Genomic DNA, 16,304 nt, shown 5'->3' with positions numbered 1-16,304 from the left:
CATGCCTCAGTGCCGCTGACAACCTCAACCGGGCCGCAGAGGAAGGTGGAAGCCATGGTAGAGGCAAAACTCAATGTCGATGCGAGCAAGTTCGATTTGCCCGTGGTCAAAGCCACGGAAGGGGCGGACGGCATCGTGGTCTCCAGCCTTAAGAACGACGGGTTCGTCACTCTCGACCCCGGCTTTCTGACGACAGCCCAATGCGAGTCGAAAATCACCTTTATCGATGGGCAGAAGTCCATTTTGCGTTATCGCGGCTACCCGATCGAGCAGCTGTGCGAACAGTCCGATTTCCTTGAAGTGGCCTGGCTTCTGCAACACGGCGAGTTGCCGACAAAAGCGCAATACGATCAATTCTGCCTGGACCTGAACCACCGCACGATGGTGGGCGAGGATTTCCGTAGTTTCATGGCCTCGTTCCCGCACTCGGCCCAGCCGATGAGCGTGCTTGCCTCGGCCATCAACGCGCTCGCGGCGTTCTATCCCGATACCACCGATATCAGCGACCCCGAGCAGCTGGACGAATCGGCGCGCATCATCATGGCCAAGGCCCGCACCATCGTCAGCTATATCTACCGCCGCCGTCGCGACGAGCCGATGCTCTACCCGGACGTGGCGCGCGGCTATGTCGACGATTTCCTGCGCATGTGTTTCGCCGTGCCCTACGAACCCTATGAATCGGACGATCTGTCCATCCACGCGCTGGGCCGTCTGCTCATCATCCACGCCGACCACGAGCAGAACTGCTCGACCTCGGTGGTGCGTATCGCGGGCAGCGCCCATGCCAATCTCTACTCGGCGGTGGCGGCTGGAGTCAATGCGCTTTCAGGTCCGCTGCACGGCGGCGCCAACGAGGCGGTCTTGAAACAGCTTGAGGTGATCCGTGACTCCGGCGAGTCCGTCGGCCAATTCGTCGAACATGCGAAAGACAACGGCGCCCGCATTTCAGGCTTCGGCCATCGCGTCTACAAATGCCATGATCCGCGTGCCGTGGTCGCCAAACACTATTTGGAGCAGCTGATGGCGCGAGGCGACGTCGACAGGCGTCTTCCAGCAGACGAGCGCGCGCTGTTCGATATCGCCACAGAACTTGAGGATATCGCCACACACGACGATTATTTCGTCTCGCGCCACCTCTATCCCAATGTCGATTTCTACACCGGCCTGCTCTATCGTGTCATCGGCTTCGACACCCCGATGTTCACCCCGCTTTTCGCACTTGGACGCATTCCCGGCTGGATTGCGCAATACCGCGAGATGCTGGCCGATCCGCAGACCAAGATCGGCCGGCCGCGTCAGGTCTATACCGGACAGGTCGAACGGGACTATGTGCCGATGGACCAGCGCTAGGTAGCACAAAGGTCGGCCGGTAGACGCTGGACAGTGTTGATATTCCGCCACTGTCACAATGCTACCGGTCGACCTTTGTGTTGGGGATTCAGTTCTTGTGCAGCTTCTCGTTCAGCGCGATGCCGACCTTGCGGTAGCGGGCCTCAATGGCTCCACTCACCGAATTGCGAATGAAGAGGATGTTGTCTTTGCCGGAAAGTTCCGAGCCTTTGACGACCTCGAGCGGTTGCCCCGCGGCGATCTTCGCCTTGTCGTGGATGGTGATTTTCGTGCCGGCGGTGACGTAGAGGCCCGCCTCCACCACGCAGTTGTCGCCGAGCGAAATGCCGATGCCGGCGTTCGCTCCCAAGAGGCTGTGCTCGCCGATGGAGTTGCGGAGCTTGCCGCCGCCGGAAAGCGTGCCCATAATCGACGAGCCGCCGCCGACGTCCGAACCGTTGCCGACCACGACGCCCTGCGAGACCCTTCCCTCGATCATGCAGGTGCCGAGCGTGCCGGCGTTGAAGTTGACGAAGCCGGCGTGCATCACGGTGGTGCCGGCGGCCAGATGTGCACCGAGACGTACGCGGTCCGCGTCGCCGATGCGCACGCCGGAGGGCACCACGTAGTCGACCATGCGCGGGAACTTGTCGACGCCGAGCACGTTAACATCGACATGAGGCGCGGGTATGCCGCCTGCCACGCTGCCGGACTTTGCGATCGTGTTCATCACATCCAACTTGCGCAGCGCGAAGTTTTCGGCGGAGAATGGCCCGTAGTTGGTCCACACGACGTTGGCGAGTACCGCGAAGATGCCGTCGAGGTTGATGGTGTTCGGCTCGGCCATGCACATGCTCAGCAGGTGCAGACGCAGATAGGCGTCGGCCGCATCGACGATGGGGGAGTCGAGCGATGAGATGGTGAACACCGGTTCGCGGCGTACCCCGCGTGCGTCGGCGGTGGTACTTACAAGCGCGCCGAAACCGTGGCGGGGACGGTCGGCCTCGATCGGCGCCGCGCCCATTTCCAGTTTCGGATACCACACATCCAGTGTGTTGCCAGCCTCATCGATCGAAGCCAGCCCCCAGCCCCAAGCCGTCCGTTCGTCGCTCATACTTGCTCCTTTTCGTCGCATCGTCGTAAATAAATATGTCTCTAATCTAGCGCACGCTGTCTTGTTTGTCTTTTTGTGGTTCAGAAGTCAAGGTTTCAAGACACTAAATCCCGCAGGACCGATACAATGAAGGATTGTGAGTGATTACAGGAAAGAACGCGAACGCCGCGAGAGCCGTCGCCGCAACATCGTGCGGGCGATCTGCATCGTCGTGGCTGCGGCCATGCTGCTCGCTCTGGTGATTCCTGCGATCTATGCGGGTCTTTGACGGCCTTATCTATGTGGTAACGGCAAGGTCGCGTCGGTCAAGGTGATTGGTTTTTCGTCTGGCAATGTGTCGAAGGCAATGAAAGACATACTGGCAATCAGACGGGTCGAAACAACCGCGGGAATCGGTATCGGGTTTCCGGCGACGACCTTGCGGTGAGAACGACGGTCAGAAAATTTTCAGTGAGTGAAGTTAAGGTGGAGTGCAATGGCAGAATTTGATTTTTCCCAGTCGTTGGGCGAGGCGCGTAGCAAATACGAGACGATTGAAAAGGCGCTGGACGTCGAGCGTCTGAAGTCCGAGATCGCCGAACTCGAGAAAGAGGCATCGGCGCCGAATCTTTGGGACGACGTGGAGAACGCGCAGAAGGTCACCAGTCGGCTTTCCAACAAGCAGGGGTTGATCAAGAAGCTCGATTCGCTTTCGAGCAGGCTTGACGACATCGAGACGTTGTACGAATTGGGGCAGGAGGAAGACGATCCCGATTCGATGAAGGAGGCGCAGAAAGGCGTCGACGAGCTGCAGAAGGACCTCGACGAGATGGAGATCCAGACCCTGCTCGACGGCGAATACGACGAGCGCAGCGCCGTGGTGACCATCCGAAGCGGAGCCGGCGGCGTGGACGCGGCCGATTTCGCACAGATGCTGTTGCGTATGTACCTGCGTTGGGCCGAGCGCAACGGCTACAAGGCCAAGGTCATGGACACCTCATACGCCGAGGAGGCCGGCATCAAATCGGCCACGTTCGAGGTAGACGCGCCTTACGCCTACGGCAGGCTTTCCGTCGAAGGCGGCACGCACCGTCTGGTTCGTATTTCCCCGTTCGACAACCAGGGCCGCCGCCAGACCAGCTTTGCCGCCGTTGAGGTGGTGCCGCTGGTTGAGGAAACCGATCATATCGACATCCCCGATTCCGATATCCGCGTGGACACCTACTGCTCTTCGGGCCCCGGCGGCCAGGGCGTCAACACCACCTATTCCGCGGTGCGCATCACCCATTTGCCCACCGGTATCGTCGTGACGATGCAGGACGAGCGCAGCCAGATCCAGAACCGCGCCGCCGCCATGGCCGTGCTGCAGTCCCGACTGCTGGTACTTCGCCATGAGGCTGAAGCCAAGAAGAAAAAGGAACTGGCTGGCGACATCAAGGCCAGCTGGGGCGACCAGATGCGCTCGTATGTATTGCATCCTTATCAGATGGTCAAGGATTTGCGCACCGGTTATGAGACCAGCCAGACGCAGGCCGTCTTCGACGGTGACATCAACGGGTTCATCGACGCCGGCATCCGTTGGCGCCATGAGCAGCGCCGTCAGGCCGCGCTTGAGGCGGAGCAGAGCGAGGCCGACAGCAAAGAGAACAATAAAAAGTAAAGACTTTCAACCATTTCGGCGCAATCGGGACAATCTGCGATACTGATGTTCCTAGACTTATAACTTGAGCGGCAAACAGTAAGGAAACGGCATCATGGCGTTGATCACATTGGACAAGGTCTCCAAGATCTATCCCAAGGGCACCAGGCCCGCACTCGACCATATCAACCTCGACATCGAACGTGGAGATTTCGTCTTTTTGGTGGGCGCTTCCGGTTCCGGCAAAACGACGTTGCTGAGCCTGCTGCTGCGCGAGGAAGAGGCCACGGACGGCGAAATCCGCGTGGCCGGTAACGACCTGCGCCGATTGACCGCCCGTCAGATTCCTCAATATCGTCGTTCGATCGGATTCATTTTTCAGGATTACAAGCTGCTGAACAACAAAACGGTCTGGCAGAACGTCGCCTTTGCGCTCGAAGTGATCGGCACCCGCCGTTCGACCATCAAGTCCCTGGTGCCCAAAGTCCTTGAGACCGTAGGACTCACCGGCAAGGAGAAGAACTACCCCCACGAGCTCTCCGGCGGCGAGGCCCAGCGCGTGGCCATCGCCCGGGCCTACGTCAACCATCCGCAGATCCTTCTGGCCGACGAGCCGACCGGCAACCTCGACCCGACCACCTCGCTGGGCATCATGGAGGTGCTCGATGCCATCAACCGCACCGGCACCACCATCGTGATGGCCACCCACAACGAGGAGATTGTCAATTCCATGCGCAAGCGCGTCGTGGAGCTGCACGCCGGAAAAATCGTGCGCGACGAAGCCAAGGGTAGCTATGATTCGGCCCGATACTTCCCGGATGCCGAGGTCGAGTCGAAGGCGAAACAGGTCATCGACCCCGCCGCCAATAAATTCAAGCGCCCGCAGACCGTCAAGGCGATTGGCAGCGTCTCTGCGTCGGGCAAGTCCGCCGATGCGCCAGTCAGCGACCGGTCCATCGTCGCTACCCAGGCCATGGACGCCGTCGCCGACGCCGTAGCGAACGGCACCGGCGAAAACGAAGGCATCGCCCGCCTTGCCAATGCCATGCATTCCGGCAGAACGGGACGGTACGGCGAGGCATTCCAGTCGGCCGAAACCACGATGACATGGGGCAAAGGACTCACGCCCGAGGAAATGACCAACGCACGCAAGCCGGTATCGGATTCCGGACAAACCCGGCAGGCCGGAAAATCGGAGAAGACTGCAAAAACCGCCAAGACGAAGGCCAAGGCGCCGTCTTTGCCGGCACCCCCGGTTCCGCCGTCACAAGCCAATTCGAAACGCGAGCCGATGGCCAAAGGCAGCGGGCAAACCAAACAGGTTCAGGACGCACAAGGCCGTAACAATGCAAAGAACGCGGGGGAGCGGAAATGAGAGCACGGTTTATCCTTTCTGAAACATGGACGAGTCTGCGGCAGAACGTCTCGATGATTCTTTCCGTGCTTCTGGTCACGTTCATTTCCTTCCTCTTCATCGGTGCCTCCGGCCTGATGCAGGCGCAGATCACCCGCGCCAAAGGAGACTGGTACAAAGAGGTGGAGGTTGTGGTCTGGCTCTGCCCCGACGGCACCAGCCAGGCAGCCAATTGCTCGGCGGGCAAAGCCCCGACCCAGAAGGAAATCATCGCGCTGCAGAACAAGATCCATAGCGAACTCGGCAATGTGGTCTCGAAGATTTCATATGAAAGTCGCGAGGATTTTTACAAGAACACCTTCCTCAAGCAGTATCCCAACGGCATCTATCAGGGGCGTACCCTGACGGCTGCGGACATGCAGGATTCATTGAGGCTTAAGCTCAAAGACCCCACCAAATACCAGGAGGTCTCGGAGACGCTTTCGGGCAGCCAAGGCGTTGAGGAGGTGCTCGACCAACGTCAGATCTTCGATCCGGTTTTCGCAGTGCTCAACAAAGGCACGGTGGTCACCTTGGTTCTGGCGGCGGTGATGGTCGTTGTGGCCGTTTTGCTTACGGCAATCACCATACGTATGAGTGCGGCCAGCAGAAAAAACGAAACCGAGATCATGCGTCTGGTCGGAGCCTCGAATTGGACGATTCGATTGCCGTTCGTGCTCGAGGGGGTTTTGGCCTCGCTTCTGGGTTCGTTGCTCTCGTGTGCAGCGTTGAGCGCCATCGTCAAATTGTTCATCACCGATTGGCTCGCGAAGACGGTGCAGTGGATGCCGTTCGTCAACCAGACCACGGTGTGGCTGATGGCCCCGGCGCTGGTTGTCGGCGCGATGCTGCTTTCCGCGATCGTCTCGACGGTATCCCTACGGCGATATCTCCAGGTCTAGAATTCAGAACCTATTATCATGCTGTAGCAGGCTTGCTTCTTGTTTTGATGGCAGGTGTTTGTTACAATGCTAATATTGCATTACTTAAGGAAGGTGTTGTCGTGCTGAAAGTCACTCGACGTTTACGTGCGTTTGCGGGGATGGTGCTTGCCGTCGCCACGCTTCTGACTTGCGCCGCTGCGGTGTTCACCGTCGATCCGAAACAAGCCGAGGCCGCCACATGGGGGGAATATCAGCAGAAGCAACAGGAAACCAGCAATCTGCGTAGCCAGCTCGCCGGTGTCAACTCGGACTTGGCGAACAAGATCATTGAGCTCAACGACTTGACGGACAACCAGATTCCTGCGGCTCAGCAGGCTGCGGATGCCGCGCAGGGCAACGCCACGCAGGCCCAGACCGCAGCGCAGTCCACCACGGATCGTCTCAACGCCGCCATCAAAGACAAGGACAACCTCGAAGCCAAGATCAAGCAGACAGGCATCGATTACGATGATGCGAAGGCGGGCGTAGCTGAAGTGGCACGAGACAGTTTCCACGCCACCCAGGCCACGCAGGTCATGGATGTGGTCACCAAGTCGTCCACTACACAGGATTTCGTGGACAAGATGCAGTCCCAGGCGGCTGTCAAGCGCAGCGAGGCCAATGCCGCGGATGAAGATGCCAACACGTTGAATTCCTCCATGAACCGCAAGCAGCGTCTCGAAGCGATTGAGGACCAGATTTCCAAACTTAAGGTCCAAGCCGACAGCGATGCAGCTGCCGCCCAGCAGGCTGCACAGACCGCACAGGCCAAGCAGAGCAGTCTGCAGGCTCTGCTTCAGCAGGGTATGAACCAGCGCAATTACTTGCAGAGCCAGCAGAGCCAGCTCACCACGGATTCCGCAAGGGCGGCAGCGCAGATGGTCTCATTGAAGGCTCAGATCGATGCGCAATCCCAAGCCCAGGCGGCTGCCTATAACAACAACTACAATGCGCATTCCAGCGGGCAGACGTGGAACGGTGGCTCGTCGGGCGGCGGCAGCTACACGCCTCCCGCGTCGGGAAGCACCAACGTTCCCATTTCTACCAATACCGGTGGGTACGCGCCTTACCCGCCCCGTCAGTGCACGTTGTGGGCGTGGATGCGCCGCAACCAGCTGGGCAAGCCGGTCACCGGAACCATGGGCAATGGCGGAGACTGGGCCAATTCCGCGCGTGCCTTGGGCTGGTCGGTCGGCCGCACCCCGGCCGTCGGTGCGGTCGTCGTCTTCGCCCGCGGACAGAGCGTCGGCGGACACTGGATCTCCGACCCCACGTACGGTCATGTCGCGGTGGTCGAGTCGATCAACGGCGGCATGATGATGATCTCAGAAGGCGGGACCGGATTTGCCACGTTCCCGGCCTACGAGACCATCGGCGCTTCAAGTGCTTACGAATACATTTACTGACGGCCGCAGGCCGGCGTCGAGCCGACGTCGCCGATAGCCCGGAACCGTGAACGCGTCGCCCTTGCCGGGTGGCGCGTTTGTGCTATGGTCGGCATATCGAAACGAGCGAATGGCAGTGGCAACAGACAAAGGGGAGAGGCATGGCGAAGGAACAAGGTACGAAACTCATCGCGCAGAACCGCAAGGCGCGGCACAACTATACCATCGAGGACCATTACGAGGCGGGGCTGGTGCTCACCGGCACCGAAGTCAAGTCACTGCGTGAAGGCCGCGCGTCCCTTGCCGAATCGTTCGTCTCCATCGACCGCAATGGCGAGATGTGGCTGGAAGGCGCGAACATTCCCGAATATCTCAACGGTACGTGGAACAACCATGCCCCCAAGCGCAAGCGCAAGTTGCTCCTGCATGCCTCGCAGATCGCCAAGCTCAGCCGCCAGACCGAGGCCAAAGGCTATACGATCGTGCCGCTGAGCCTCTACTTCAAAGACGGACGGGTCAAGGCCGAAATCGCCTTGGCTCGCGGCAAGAAGGAATACGACAAGCGTCAGGCGCTGCGTGAGGCCGAGGACAAGCGTGAAGCGCTGCGTGCGATGCGCTACAAGAACAAGTTGGTGCGCTAATACCCTCCTGTCTTGGTTGTCTGGACTCGCGTAGCCGAGATGGTTTTGGTGTCTCCCGGCTGCCCTCTAGTCGCTGATGCACGGGCTTTGTATGCGTCGTTTCCTGCAGTTCCCACACATTTATGCTGGTAACGACTTATTTTGATCTCATATTTGCGTTGTTTCCAGCACAAAACTGTGGGGAGTGCTGGAAACGTCTTATGTTGCCGACTCCCGTCACCGTGAACATTGAACAGAATCGTCTTATGTCCATTTATTGAGACGGCTTATTTGCATAAATGCAAGGGTTAGTATATTATACATTTATAAGCACAAGGCGGAACGCACGGGTCCGCCCCGAAGAGAGGATTCAAGATGACGTTCCACATTTCCAAGACGGTCAAGGGCATTCTGGCAGGCGTTTGCGCCACGGCGATGCTGGCCAGTGTGGCCGCTTGCGGTACGACCGACGAAAGCGACCAGAGCGCGACTCCGAAGAGCAGCGCCTCCAACACCAGCTCGGTGAAGAAGGACGACAAGATCGCCGCCATGCTGCCGGATTCGATCAAGAAGGACGGCAAGTTCACCATCGGTGTCTCACCGGATTATGCTCCCGCCGAATTCCTCGACAAGGACGGCAAGACGCCGATCGGTTACGAGATGGATCTGGCCAAGTCGATTTCGGCCATTTTCGGTTTGAAGTTCGAGGCGACCACCGCCGAGTTCGATTCCATCCTGCCGGGCATCGGCTCGAAATACGATGCCGGCATCTCAGGTTTTACCGTCACTCCGGATCGTAAGGGTGCCGGCGAATTCGTCTCGTTCCTCAACGTGGGCTCCTCCTTCGTCGTTCAGAAGGGCAACCCGAAGAAGCTGACGACCGACAACCTGTGCGGCAGCAGCGTAGCGGTGCTGACCGGCACCGTCCAGGAGACCACGGTCAAGAAACTCAATGCCCAGTGCACCGCCTCCGGCAAGAAGGCCATCGACGTCCAGTCGATGAAGGACCAGACGATCGTGGCCACCAACGTCGCCACCGGCAAGGCCGACGCCTTCTGCGCCGATTCGCCGGTCTCAGGCTATGCGGTCAAGCAGAACGGTGAAAAACTCGAGCTGATGGGCAAGACCTTCGACACGACTCCCGAGGCCGTGGTGCTCAAAGCGGGCGATACCCAGACCGCAAAGGCAGTGCAGGCCGCCATTCAGAAGCTTATGGACGATGGCACCTATATGAAGATCCTCAAGTCCTGGGGCAATGAGAGTGGTGCCATCAAGGAATCCAAGATCAACGATTTCGCGGCCTGATCGGCATTGGTTTTAAGCTGAAGCGGTCCGATCGATCCCGTTTGTATGGGTGTCGATCGGACCTTGTCTTTTCGGTAGATCGACGATGGGTGGATTGTATCGGCTGGTGGTTATTGCTGCCGGCCGTGTAGCTTGCAAGTGCTTATATCGGGACAGACCGGCTGCGACCGGTCGGTGTTTGGCGGTCGATTCGCCTCGCCCTGCAACATAAGTGGATGGGTTTCGCCCTTTGGATTCTGTATATGAGATAAAATGGCAATTATGCATAGCTTCGTATAATATACAAGTAGGTTGTGTATATGGTCGAATCTCAATAAGATAGGCGCCGGGTGCCATTGAATGTGCCAGGTGTTAAAGGAAGGTGTGTTATGACGCGTAACCATGAATCGGATGGGCTTGACATCCCCAATCGGATCCACGCAAGGCCGGTGCATCGTCCCGGTTCGCTGATTGCGGGCATCATCGTCGCGCTCCTCGCGGTGCTGCTGGTGCACGGCATGATCACCAACCGCAACTTCGAATGGCCGACCGTCTGGAAATACCTGTTCAACGAGCACGTCTTGAACGGCATCGGCTGGACGCTCATCCTCACCGTCACCTCGATGCTCATCGCCATCGTGCTGGCCGTGCTGCTCGCGGTGATGCGCAAGTCCGTCAACCCGGTGCTGCGCGGGGTCAGCTGGTTCTGGATCTGGTTCTTCCGCGGCACTCCTATCTACACACAGCTGGTGTTCTGGGGCTTGTTCGCGGTCCTGATTCCGACGCTTTCGCTCGGCATCCCCTTCACCAAAATCAATTTCTGGCAGATGAAAACCGAACAGCTCAACAACCTCATCGCCCCCGGATTCCTCGCGGCGATGTTGGGATTGGCTTTGAACGAATCCGCGTATCTGGCCGAAATCGTGCGTGCCGGGCTCGAAGCCGTGGATCCCGGTCAGAGCGAGGCCGCGGAAGCGCTCGGCATGCCGCGCACCATGATCATGCGCCGTGTGATTCTGCCGCAGGCCATGCGCATCATCGTGCCGCCCACCGGCAACGAGGTCATCAGCATGCTCAAAACCACTTCGCTGGTCTCCGCGGTGCCGTTCAGCCTCGAACTCCAGTTCGCTTCCGACGCCATCGCCCACCGCATCTACAAGCCGATTCCGCTGTTGATGGTGGCCTGCTTCTGGTACCTGGTCATCACCTCCATCCTGATGGTGGTGCAGGCGCGGATCGAACGGTACTTCGGCAAGGGGTTCAACGAACGTTCCAATGGCAACGTCACCGACGGCGGCGATACCAAAGGCGAAAAACCGGCAGCCAAAGTGGCCGAAGGCCATGAAGGCGCGACGACCTTCCTTGGATTGAACGCTTGAGGTACTTCACGGAGATGAACGATATGACGACGAACGAAATGAAAACGAAGACACAGACCACGGCGAGCCAGCAGGAGTCCGACAGTGCCGTGAAAGCCGCGGCTGGCAGCGCCACGGTTCCTGCCGTCAAGGCGACGCAGGTGCACAAGGCCTTTGGCGGCCTGCACGTGCTCAAAGGCATCGATATGACGGTGATGCCCGGCACGGTGACCGTGATCCTCGGGCCTTCCGGCTCCGGCAAATCCACGTTCCTGAGGCTCATCAACCAGCTTGAGACCCTGACCGGCGGCAGCATCGAGGTCGATGGCGAGCTCATCGGCTACAAGCACGTCAACCACGGCGGCAAAGACGAACTGCAGACCCTGAACGACAAGGAGATCGCCAAGCAGCGCGAGAAATTGGGGATGGTTTTCCAGCGTTTCAACCTCTTCCCGCACCGCACCGTCTTGGAGAACGTGATGGAGGCGCCCGTACACGTCGCCAAGGTGCCCAAAGCCAAGGCGAAGCAGGAGGCCATGGCCGAGCTCGAACGCGTCGGCTTGGCCGACCGTGCCGATTATTACCCGATGCAGCTTTCCGGCGGGCAGCAGCAGCGTGTGGCCATCGCCCGCGCTTTGGCGATGCACCCGGACATCATGCTTTTCGACGAGCCGACCTCGGCGCTCGACCCTGAGCTCGTGGGGGAGGTGCTCGGCGTGATGCGCTCGCTGGCCGACGCCGGCATGACCATGATCGTGGTGACCCACGAGATCGGATTCGCACGCGAAGTGGCCGACCAGGTCGTCTTCATGGACGGCGGCGTGGTCGTCGAACACGGCGGCCCCGACATCATCGACCATCCCCAGGAGCCCCGCTTCAAGGATTTCCTGAGCCACGTGCTCTGATTTGTTTTCCTTCTAAGTGTTTGTAGGTAGCTTACTGACGTGGTGGGGTGGGGATATACGATGTCCGACACGCTCCGGGCCGCTCAGGCCAAGTCTTTACGGTCTGACATCGCATATCCCCACCCCACCACTCAACCGAACTTATATTTCATAGTTTTTTTAATTGTTGAGTCTTGGGGTCTGGGATATGCGATGTTCGGGCGTAAGACACGGCCTGTGCAAAATCGGAGATTTTGCCTTCGCGCTCGATAGATCGCGCTCACTGAGCCTACAGGAAGTCCACTGGACTTCCTGCTTGACGGCTCAGCCCGGAGCGTTCCGAACATTGTATATTCCAGCCCCCAAGCACGTCAGTTGATACTCATGGCAAATTAAATAAATGCAGAAGCCGAGCTGCAAGGGTGAGGGATGGTGAAACTTTCGCGGGGGTGGTGTTGCGTTTCGGGGTTGTCACGTAGACTGGGTTGCTATGTGTGGAATCGTTGGATTTGCTGGAAACAAAACAGCTTGCGGAAAACCGTTGGAAGTGTGCATGCAGGGGCTTCAGCGCCTCGAATACCGTGGCTATGACTCCGCGGGCGTCGCTTTGGCGGCCCCGGGGATGAATACCGTCGCCGTACGCAAGAAGTCCGGTCGTCTGAGCAATCTGGCCGGCGACCTTGAGCGTAGCCCCATGCCGGACGCGACCGTAGGCATCGGCCACACCCGTTGGGCCACCAACGGCGAGCCGAGCGATGTCAACGCCCACCCGCACTTGAGCCAGGACGGCAAGATCGCCATCATCCACAATGGCATCATCGAAAACGCCGAAAAACTGAGAATGGACCTGCAGACCGAAGGCTACACCTTCCTTTCCGCCACCGACACCGAAGTGGCTGCGAAACTGCTGGGCAAAATCGCCAACACCATCATCGAGGAGACCGGCAAGCCCGACCTGTTCGAGGCGTTGCGACGCATGGCCCGCATGCTTTCCGGAGCGTTCACCATTCTGGCCGTCGACGTACGCCAGCCCGATATCGTCGTCGGTGCCCGCCACGACTCCCCGTTGGTCGTGGGTCTTGGTGAGGACGAGAACTTCCTGGGCTCCGATGTGGCCGCATTCGTCGCCTATACCAAAGAGGCCATGGAGCTTGACCAGGATCAGGCGGTCTGCATTTCCGGCGATACCGTCACCGTCACCGATTTCGACGGCAATCCGGTCACCGATTCCAAGCGTTTCACTGTAGACTGGGATGCCAGCGCGTCCGAAAAGGGCGGCTGGGATTCCTTCATGGACAAGGAGATCCACGAGGAACCCGCAGCGGTGCGTAATACATTGATTGGCCGTTTCAATGAAAACGGAGAAATCAAACTTGATGAGCTGCATATCGATCCGGAAGCCTTCAAACAGATCGACAAGATCATCGTCGTGGCTTGCGGTACCGCCAGCTATGCCGGAATGGTGGCCAAATACGCCATCGAGCACTGGGTGCGCATCCCCGTCGAGGTCGAGCTGGCGCACGAATTCCGCTATCGCGACCCGATTCTCACCCCGCGCACGTTGGTGGTCGCCATCTCGCAGTCCGGCGAGACCATGGACACGCTGATGGCTCTGCGCCACGCCCGCGAGCAGGGTTCGAAGGTCTTGGCGATCTGCAATACGCAGGGTTCCACGATTCCCCGCGAATCCGATGCGGTGCTCTATACCCACGCCGGTCCGGAAATCGCGGTGGCCTCGACCAAGGCGTTCGTTGCCCAGATCGTGGCCGCCTATCTGCTGGGGCTGTATTTCGCACAGGTCAAGAACACGCTATACCGCGACGAAATCCATCAGATCCTGGACCAGCTCAAAGCCATGCCCGCAAAGATCCAATGGGTGCTCGACAACGAGGCCGCCTCCGTTTCCGATGCCGCGAAAAAGCTTTTGAATGCCAAATCGTTCCTCTTCCTCGGCCGTCACGTGGGGTATCCGGTGGCCCTGGAAGGTGCGCTCAAACTCAAGGAAATCGCCTATACCTTTACCGAGGGCTTCGCCGCGGGAGAGCTCAAGCACGGCCCAATCGCGCTGGTGGAGCCGGGCGAGCCGGTCGTCGTCATCGTCCCGTCTTCGCGTGGGCGCAATGTGCTGCACCAGAAGGTCATTTCCTCAATCGAAGAGGTCAAAGCGCGTGGTGCCTTCACCATCGCTGTGGCCGAGGTAGGGGATCCCGATGCGGAGAAATACGCGGATATCGTGTTCTGGCGTCCCGAATGCGCGACCCTTTTGAGCCCGTTGGTTGATGTGATTCCGCTCCAGCTGTTCGCTCTTGACGTGGCCACACTCAAGGGTTACGACGTCGACAAGCCGCGCAATCTCGCCAAGTCCGTCACCGTCGAGTAGAGGGATTTTGCAGTCCAAGCATCGTTTCGTGCTCGATGAACCGGAAGTGCCGTTCGAGCTGACGGTTCTTTATGAGGATACCAACATCATCGTGGTCGACAAGCCGCATTTTCTGGCGACCACGCCGCGGGGAATGTGGTACCGGCAGACCGCGCTCGTTCGGTTGCGCGAGCGGCTTGGTGAGCCTCAGATCACGCCGGCGCATCGGCTTGACCGCCTGACCGCCGGAGTGGTGCTTTTCGTGCGCAACCCTGAGCTGCGAGGCGCCTACCAGATGCTCTTCCAGAACCATCAGGTCAAGAAAACCTACGAATGCCTCGCTCCCGCAAAGTCGATCGTCCGGCCGCAAACCGGGACGGTCGAACGCTTGGATTCGCCTTCAGTCTTCCCTCTGAAACGACGTTCGCATATCGTCAAACATCGTGGCCGGCTCCAGGCCTATGAGATTCCCGGTGCCGTGAACGCCGAAACCGTCATCGAGTTGGGGGAGACCGATGGCAATATCGCGGCTCCTGGCTACCGTCGTTATATCCTTCGTCCGAAAACCGGCAAGACCCACCAATTGCGTGTCCATATGAATTCGCTCGGCTTGCCGATCAAAGGCGACGATCTGTACCCGGAAATCACACAACCGGATTACACTGATTTTTCCAATCCGCTGCAACTGGTGGCTCGTTCGATGAGTTTCATCGATCCGGTCAGCCACGATCCGCGCACGTTCGTCTCGCAGGTTCCGCTTGGCTGATCCGAGCGAGCCCAAACCAAACGCAGAATGTAATACGTACGTCAGTCGATGTCTATTCGAAATCGGCAGAGGGAAGCTCCTAGCCGATCGAACGTACGGATTTGCGTTCGATGAGTTGAGTGGGAATGACGGTTTTCACACCCGCGGGCACGTGTTGGCCGTTGCATTGCCATTTGACCATGTCGAAAGCGGTGCGTCCGATCTGATCGAACGGCATTCTCATCGTCGTCAGATTGAGACGGGGTACAAGGCCGACCAATGAATCGTCGACGCCAACGATGCTGACGTCCCCTGGCACTTTCTTGCCCTTACGTTCGTAGGCTTGGATGACGCCATAGGCCATCTGGTCGTTCGCCGCATAAATGGCTGTGCATTGCGGATTGTTTGCCAAGGCCAATCCTGCCTGATAACCGCTGTCTGCGTTCCAATCGCCGATAAAGGTCTGCGGTATCGGGGCTCCGACTTGTTCAAGGGCATCCCTCCAACCCCGTTCGCGGCTCTGTGCCGCTCGCGAGGAAGTCGGGCCGGCGATGTGATAGACGGTGGAATGGCCATGACTGAGCAGATAGTCGACGATGGCGATCGAGCATCCGTATTGGTCTGCGTCAACGGTGGGGCAATGGTCTGAAGGCTCCTCGCTGATGAGGACGACAGGCAGATCAGGCAATGGCACATACGAATTGACATCCGGAAGATTCTTTTCAAGGATGACGATCACTCCGTCAACCGGCAGTTGTTTCATACGATTGATCGCTGCCTGAAGGGTGTGGATGCTGTCGTACCTGATTTGGTGGAGAGTCACGGCATAATCATTGTCCAGGGCAGCGTTGGTGATGCCGTTGAGAATGCGGGCATTGCCGTACGAGGTCATATTGAAGAGGACAACGCCGATATTGTTGAAATGTCCGTGTTTTAACGCGCGTGCCGCGTAATTCGGTCGATAACCGAGTTTTTGCATGGCTTCTTCGACGCGTATGCGTGTAGCGGGCTTCACCGCACTGCTGTGATTGGCCACCCGTGAGACCGTCTGTGGAGAGACTCCTGCCTCTTGGGCGACATCCTGCATTGACACTACCCGGTTGGTTGACATGGATTTACCTCTTCGTGTATCTATGTTTACGTTACCATTCTATGCCATATTGTATAAATTTTTTCTTCCTGCCGTCGTATGGCTTGTAAACGTCGCTAAAGGCCCGTGTCGGAAGAAGGCAAAACCTTGTTTCTTCTGACACGGGCCTTATCGTATTGGTGTCGTTAGGAAATACCGATCG

Annotated in this window: 14 protein-coding genes; 12 read left to right on the top strand and 2 right to left on the bottom strand. The window is 58.5% G+C overall.

Annotated features, from left to right (window positions below; translation table 11 throughout):
• Positions 1-54: 54 nt before the first annotated feature.
• A complete protein-coding gene (locus OZX71_RS05970) occupies positions 55-1,350 on the top strand; it encodes a citrate synthase (RefSeq protein WP_277159687.1) in 1,296 nt (431 codons plus the stop codon).
• Between the two features lie 88 nt (positions 1,351-1,438).
• Here the strand turns inward: OZX71_RS05970 and dapD are convergent, their stop codons facing one another.
• On the bottom strand, positions 1,439-2,443 hold the full coding sequence (gene dapD / locus OZX71_RS05965; protein ID WP_277159686.1) for a 2,3,4,5-tetrahydropyridine-2,6-dicarboxylate N-succinyltransferase: 1,005 nt from the start codon (positions 2,441-2,443) through the stop codon (positions 1,439-1,441).
• A gap of 136 nt (positions 2,444-2,579) precedes the next feature.
• Here dapD and OZX71_RS05960 point away from each other — a divergent pair, with 136 nt between their 5' ends.
• The 11 genes from OZX71_RS05960 to OZX71_RS05910 all read left to right on the top strand — a co-directional run bounded on the left by OZX71_RS05960 (position 2,580) and on the right by OZX71_RS05910 (position 15,033).
• Complete coding sequence (locus OZX71_RS05960; RefSeq protein ID WP_277146473.1) at positions 2,580-2,711, top strand: hypothetical protein; 132 nt, start codon at positions 2,580-2,582, stop codon at positions 2,709-2,711.
• A 207-nt stretch (positions 2,712-2,918) separates the two neighbouring features.
• Positions 2,919-4,082 (top strand): peptide chain release factor 2, encoded by a 1,164-nt coding sequence (gene prfB, locus OZX71_RS05955; protein WP_277159685.1) that lies wholly within the window; start codon positions 2,919-2,921, stop codon positions 4,080-4,082.
• A 94-nt stretch (positions 4,083-4,176) separates the two neighbouring features.
• Positions 4,177-5,436 carry a cell division ATP-binding protein FtsE gene (ftsE, locus tag OZX71_RS05950; protein ID WP_277159684.1) on the top strand — a complete coding sequence of 420 codons (1,260 nt, stop codon included), beginning with the start codon at positions 4,177-4,179 and terminating at the stop codon, positions 5,434-5,436.
• Positions 5,433-6,356, top strand: a complete 924-nt coding sequence (gene ftsX, locus OZX71_RS05945; RefSeq protein ID WP_277146476.1) for a permease-like cell division protein FtsX — start codon at positions 5,433-5,435, stop codon at positions 6,354-6,356. Before ftsE ends, ftsX begins: the two co-directional genes overlap by 4 nt.
• Before the next feature lie 101 nt (positions 6,357-6,457).
• Positions 6,458-7,783 carry a CHAP domain-containing protein gene (locus tag OZX71_RS05940; RefSeq protein ID WP_277159683.1) on the top strand — a complete coding sequence of 442 codons (1,326 nt, stop codon included), beginning with the start codon at positions 6,458-6,460 and terminating at the stop codon, positions 7,781-7,783.
• A 140-nt stretch (positions 7,784-7,923) separates the two neighbouring features.
• Positions 7,924-8,403, top strand: coding sequence for an SsrA-binding protein SmpB (gene smpB, locus OZX71_RS05935; protein WP_277146478.1), 480 nt, complete (start codon positions 7,924-7,926; stop codon positions 8,401-8,403).
• A 354-nt stretch (positions 8,404-8,757) separates the two neighbouring features.
• Positions 8,758-9,687: an ABC transporter substrate-binding protein gene (locus OZX71_RS05930; protein ID WP_277159682.1), complete on the top strand. Its 930-nt coding sequence runs from the start codon at positions 8,758-8,760 to the stop codon at positions 9,685-9,687.
• Between the two features lie 368 nt (positions 9,688-10,055).
• Positions 10,056-11,045, top strand: a complete 990-nt coding sequence (locus tag OZX71_RS05925) for an amino acid ABC transporter permease (RefSeq protein WP_277159681.1) — start codon at positions 10,056-10,058, stop codon at positions 11,043-11,045.
• A 23-nt stretch (positions 11,046-11,068) separates the two neighbouring features.
• Complete coding sequence (locus OZX71_RS05920; protein WP_277159680.1) at positions 11,069-11,929, top strand: amino acid ABC transporter ATP-binding protein; 861 nt, start codon at positions 11,069-11,071, stop codon at positions 11,927-11,929.
• Between the two features lie 469 nt (positions 11,930-12,398).
• Positions 12,399-14,288 carry a glutamine--fructose-6-phosphate transaminase (isomerizing) gene (gene glmS / locus OZX71_RS05915; protein ID WP_277159679.1) on the top strand — a complete coding sequence of 630 codons (1,890 nt, stop codon included), beginning with the start codon at positions 12,399-12,401 and terminating at the stop codon, positions 14,286-14,288.
• A gap of 7 nt (positions 14,289-14,295) precedes the next feature.
• Positions 14,296-15,033, top strand: a complete 738-nt coding sequence (locus OZX71_RS05910; RefSeq protein WP_277159678.1) for a pseudouridine synthase — start codon at positions 14,296-14,298, stop codon at positions 15,031-15,033.
• 79 nt (positions 15,034-15,112) lie between these two features.
• Here OZX71_RS05910 and OZX71_RS05905 read toward each other — a convergent pair whose 3' ends face one another.
• Positions 15,113-16,099, bottom strand: a complete 987-nt coding sequence (locus OZX71_RS05905) for a LacI family DNA-binding transcriptional regulator (protein ID WP_277160671.1) — start codon at positions 16,097-16,099, stop codon at positions 15,113-15,115.
• Between the last annotated feature and the right edge of the window lie 205 nt (positions 16,100-16,304).

Origin of the sequence: Bifidobacterium sp. ESL0764, from assembly GCF_029395515.1 — a bacterium.
In the GTDB taxonomy this organism is placed as follows: domain Bacteria; phylum Actinomycetota; class Actinomycetes; order Actinomycetales; family Bifidobacteriaceae; genus Bifidobacterium.
This window is presented reverse-complemented; position numbering and strand designations above follow the sequence as displayed.

What these genes read in the sequence shown, in the direction of transcription:
- OZX71_RS05970 (WP_277159687.1), top strand. Translation starts at nt 55, where the DNA reads ATGGTAGAGGCAAAACTCAATGTCGATGCGAGCAAGTTCGATTTGCCC.
- dapD (WP_277159686.1), bottom strand. Translation starts at nt 2,443, where the DNA reads ATGAGCGACGAACGGACGGCTTGGGGCTGGGGGCTGGCTTCGATCGAT.
- prfB (WP_277159685.1), top strand. Translation starts at nt 2,919, where the DNA reads ATGGCAGAATTTGATTTTTCCCAGTCGTTGGGCGAGGCGCGTAGCAAA.
- ftsE (WP_277159684.1), top strand. Translation starts at nt 4,177, where the DNA reads ATGGCGTTGATCACATTGGACAAGGTCTCCAAGATCTATCCCAAGGGC.
- ftsX (WP_277146476.1), top strand. Translation starts at nt 5,433, where the DNA reads ATGAGAGCACGGTTTATCCTTTCTGAAACATGGACGAGTCTGCGGCAG.
- smpB (WP_277146478.1), top strand. Translation starts at nt 7,924, where the DNA reads ATGGCGAAGGAACAAGGTACGAAACTCATCGCGCAGAACCGCAAGGCG.
- OZX71_RS05930 (WP_277159682.1), top strand. Translation starts at nt 8,758, where the DNA reads ATGACGTTCCACATTTCCAAGACGGTCAAGGGCATTCTGGCAGGCGTT.
- OZX71_RS05925 (WP_277159681.1), top strand. Translation starts at nt 10,056, where the DNA reads ATGACGCGTAACCATGAATCGGATGGGCTTGACATCCCCAATCGGATC.
- OZX71_RS05920 (WP_277159680.1), top strand. Translation starts at nt 11,069, where the DNA reads ATGACGACGAACGAAATGAAAACGAAGACACAGACCACGGCGAGCCAG.
- glmS (WP_277159679.1), top strand. Translation starts at nt 12,399, where the DNA reads ATGTGTGGAATCGTTGGATTTGCTGGAAACAAAACAGCTTGCGGAAAA.
- OZX71_RS05905 (WP_277160671.1), bottom strand. Translation starts at nt 16,099, where the DNA reads ATGCAGGATGTCGCCCAAGAGGCAGGAGTCTCTCCACAGACGGTCTCA.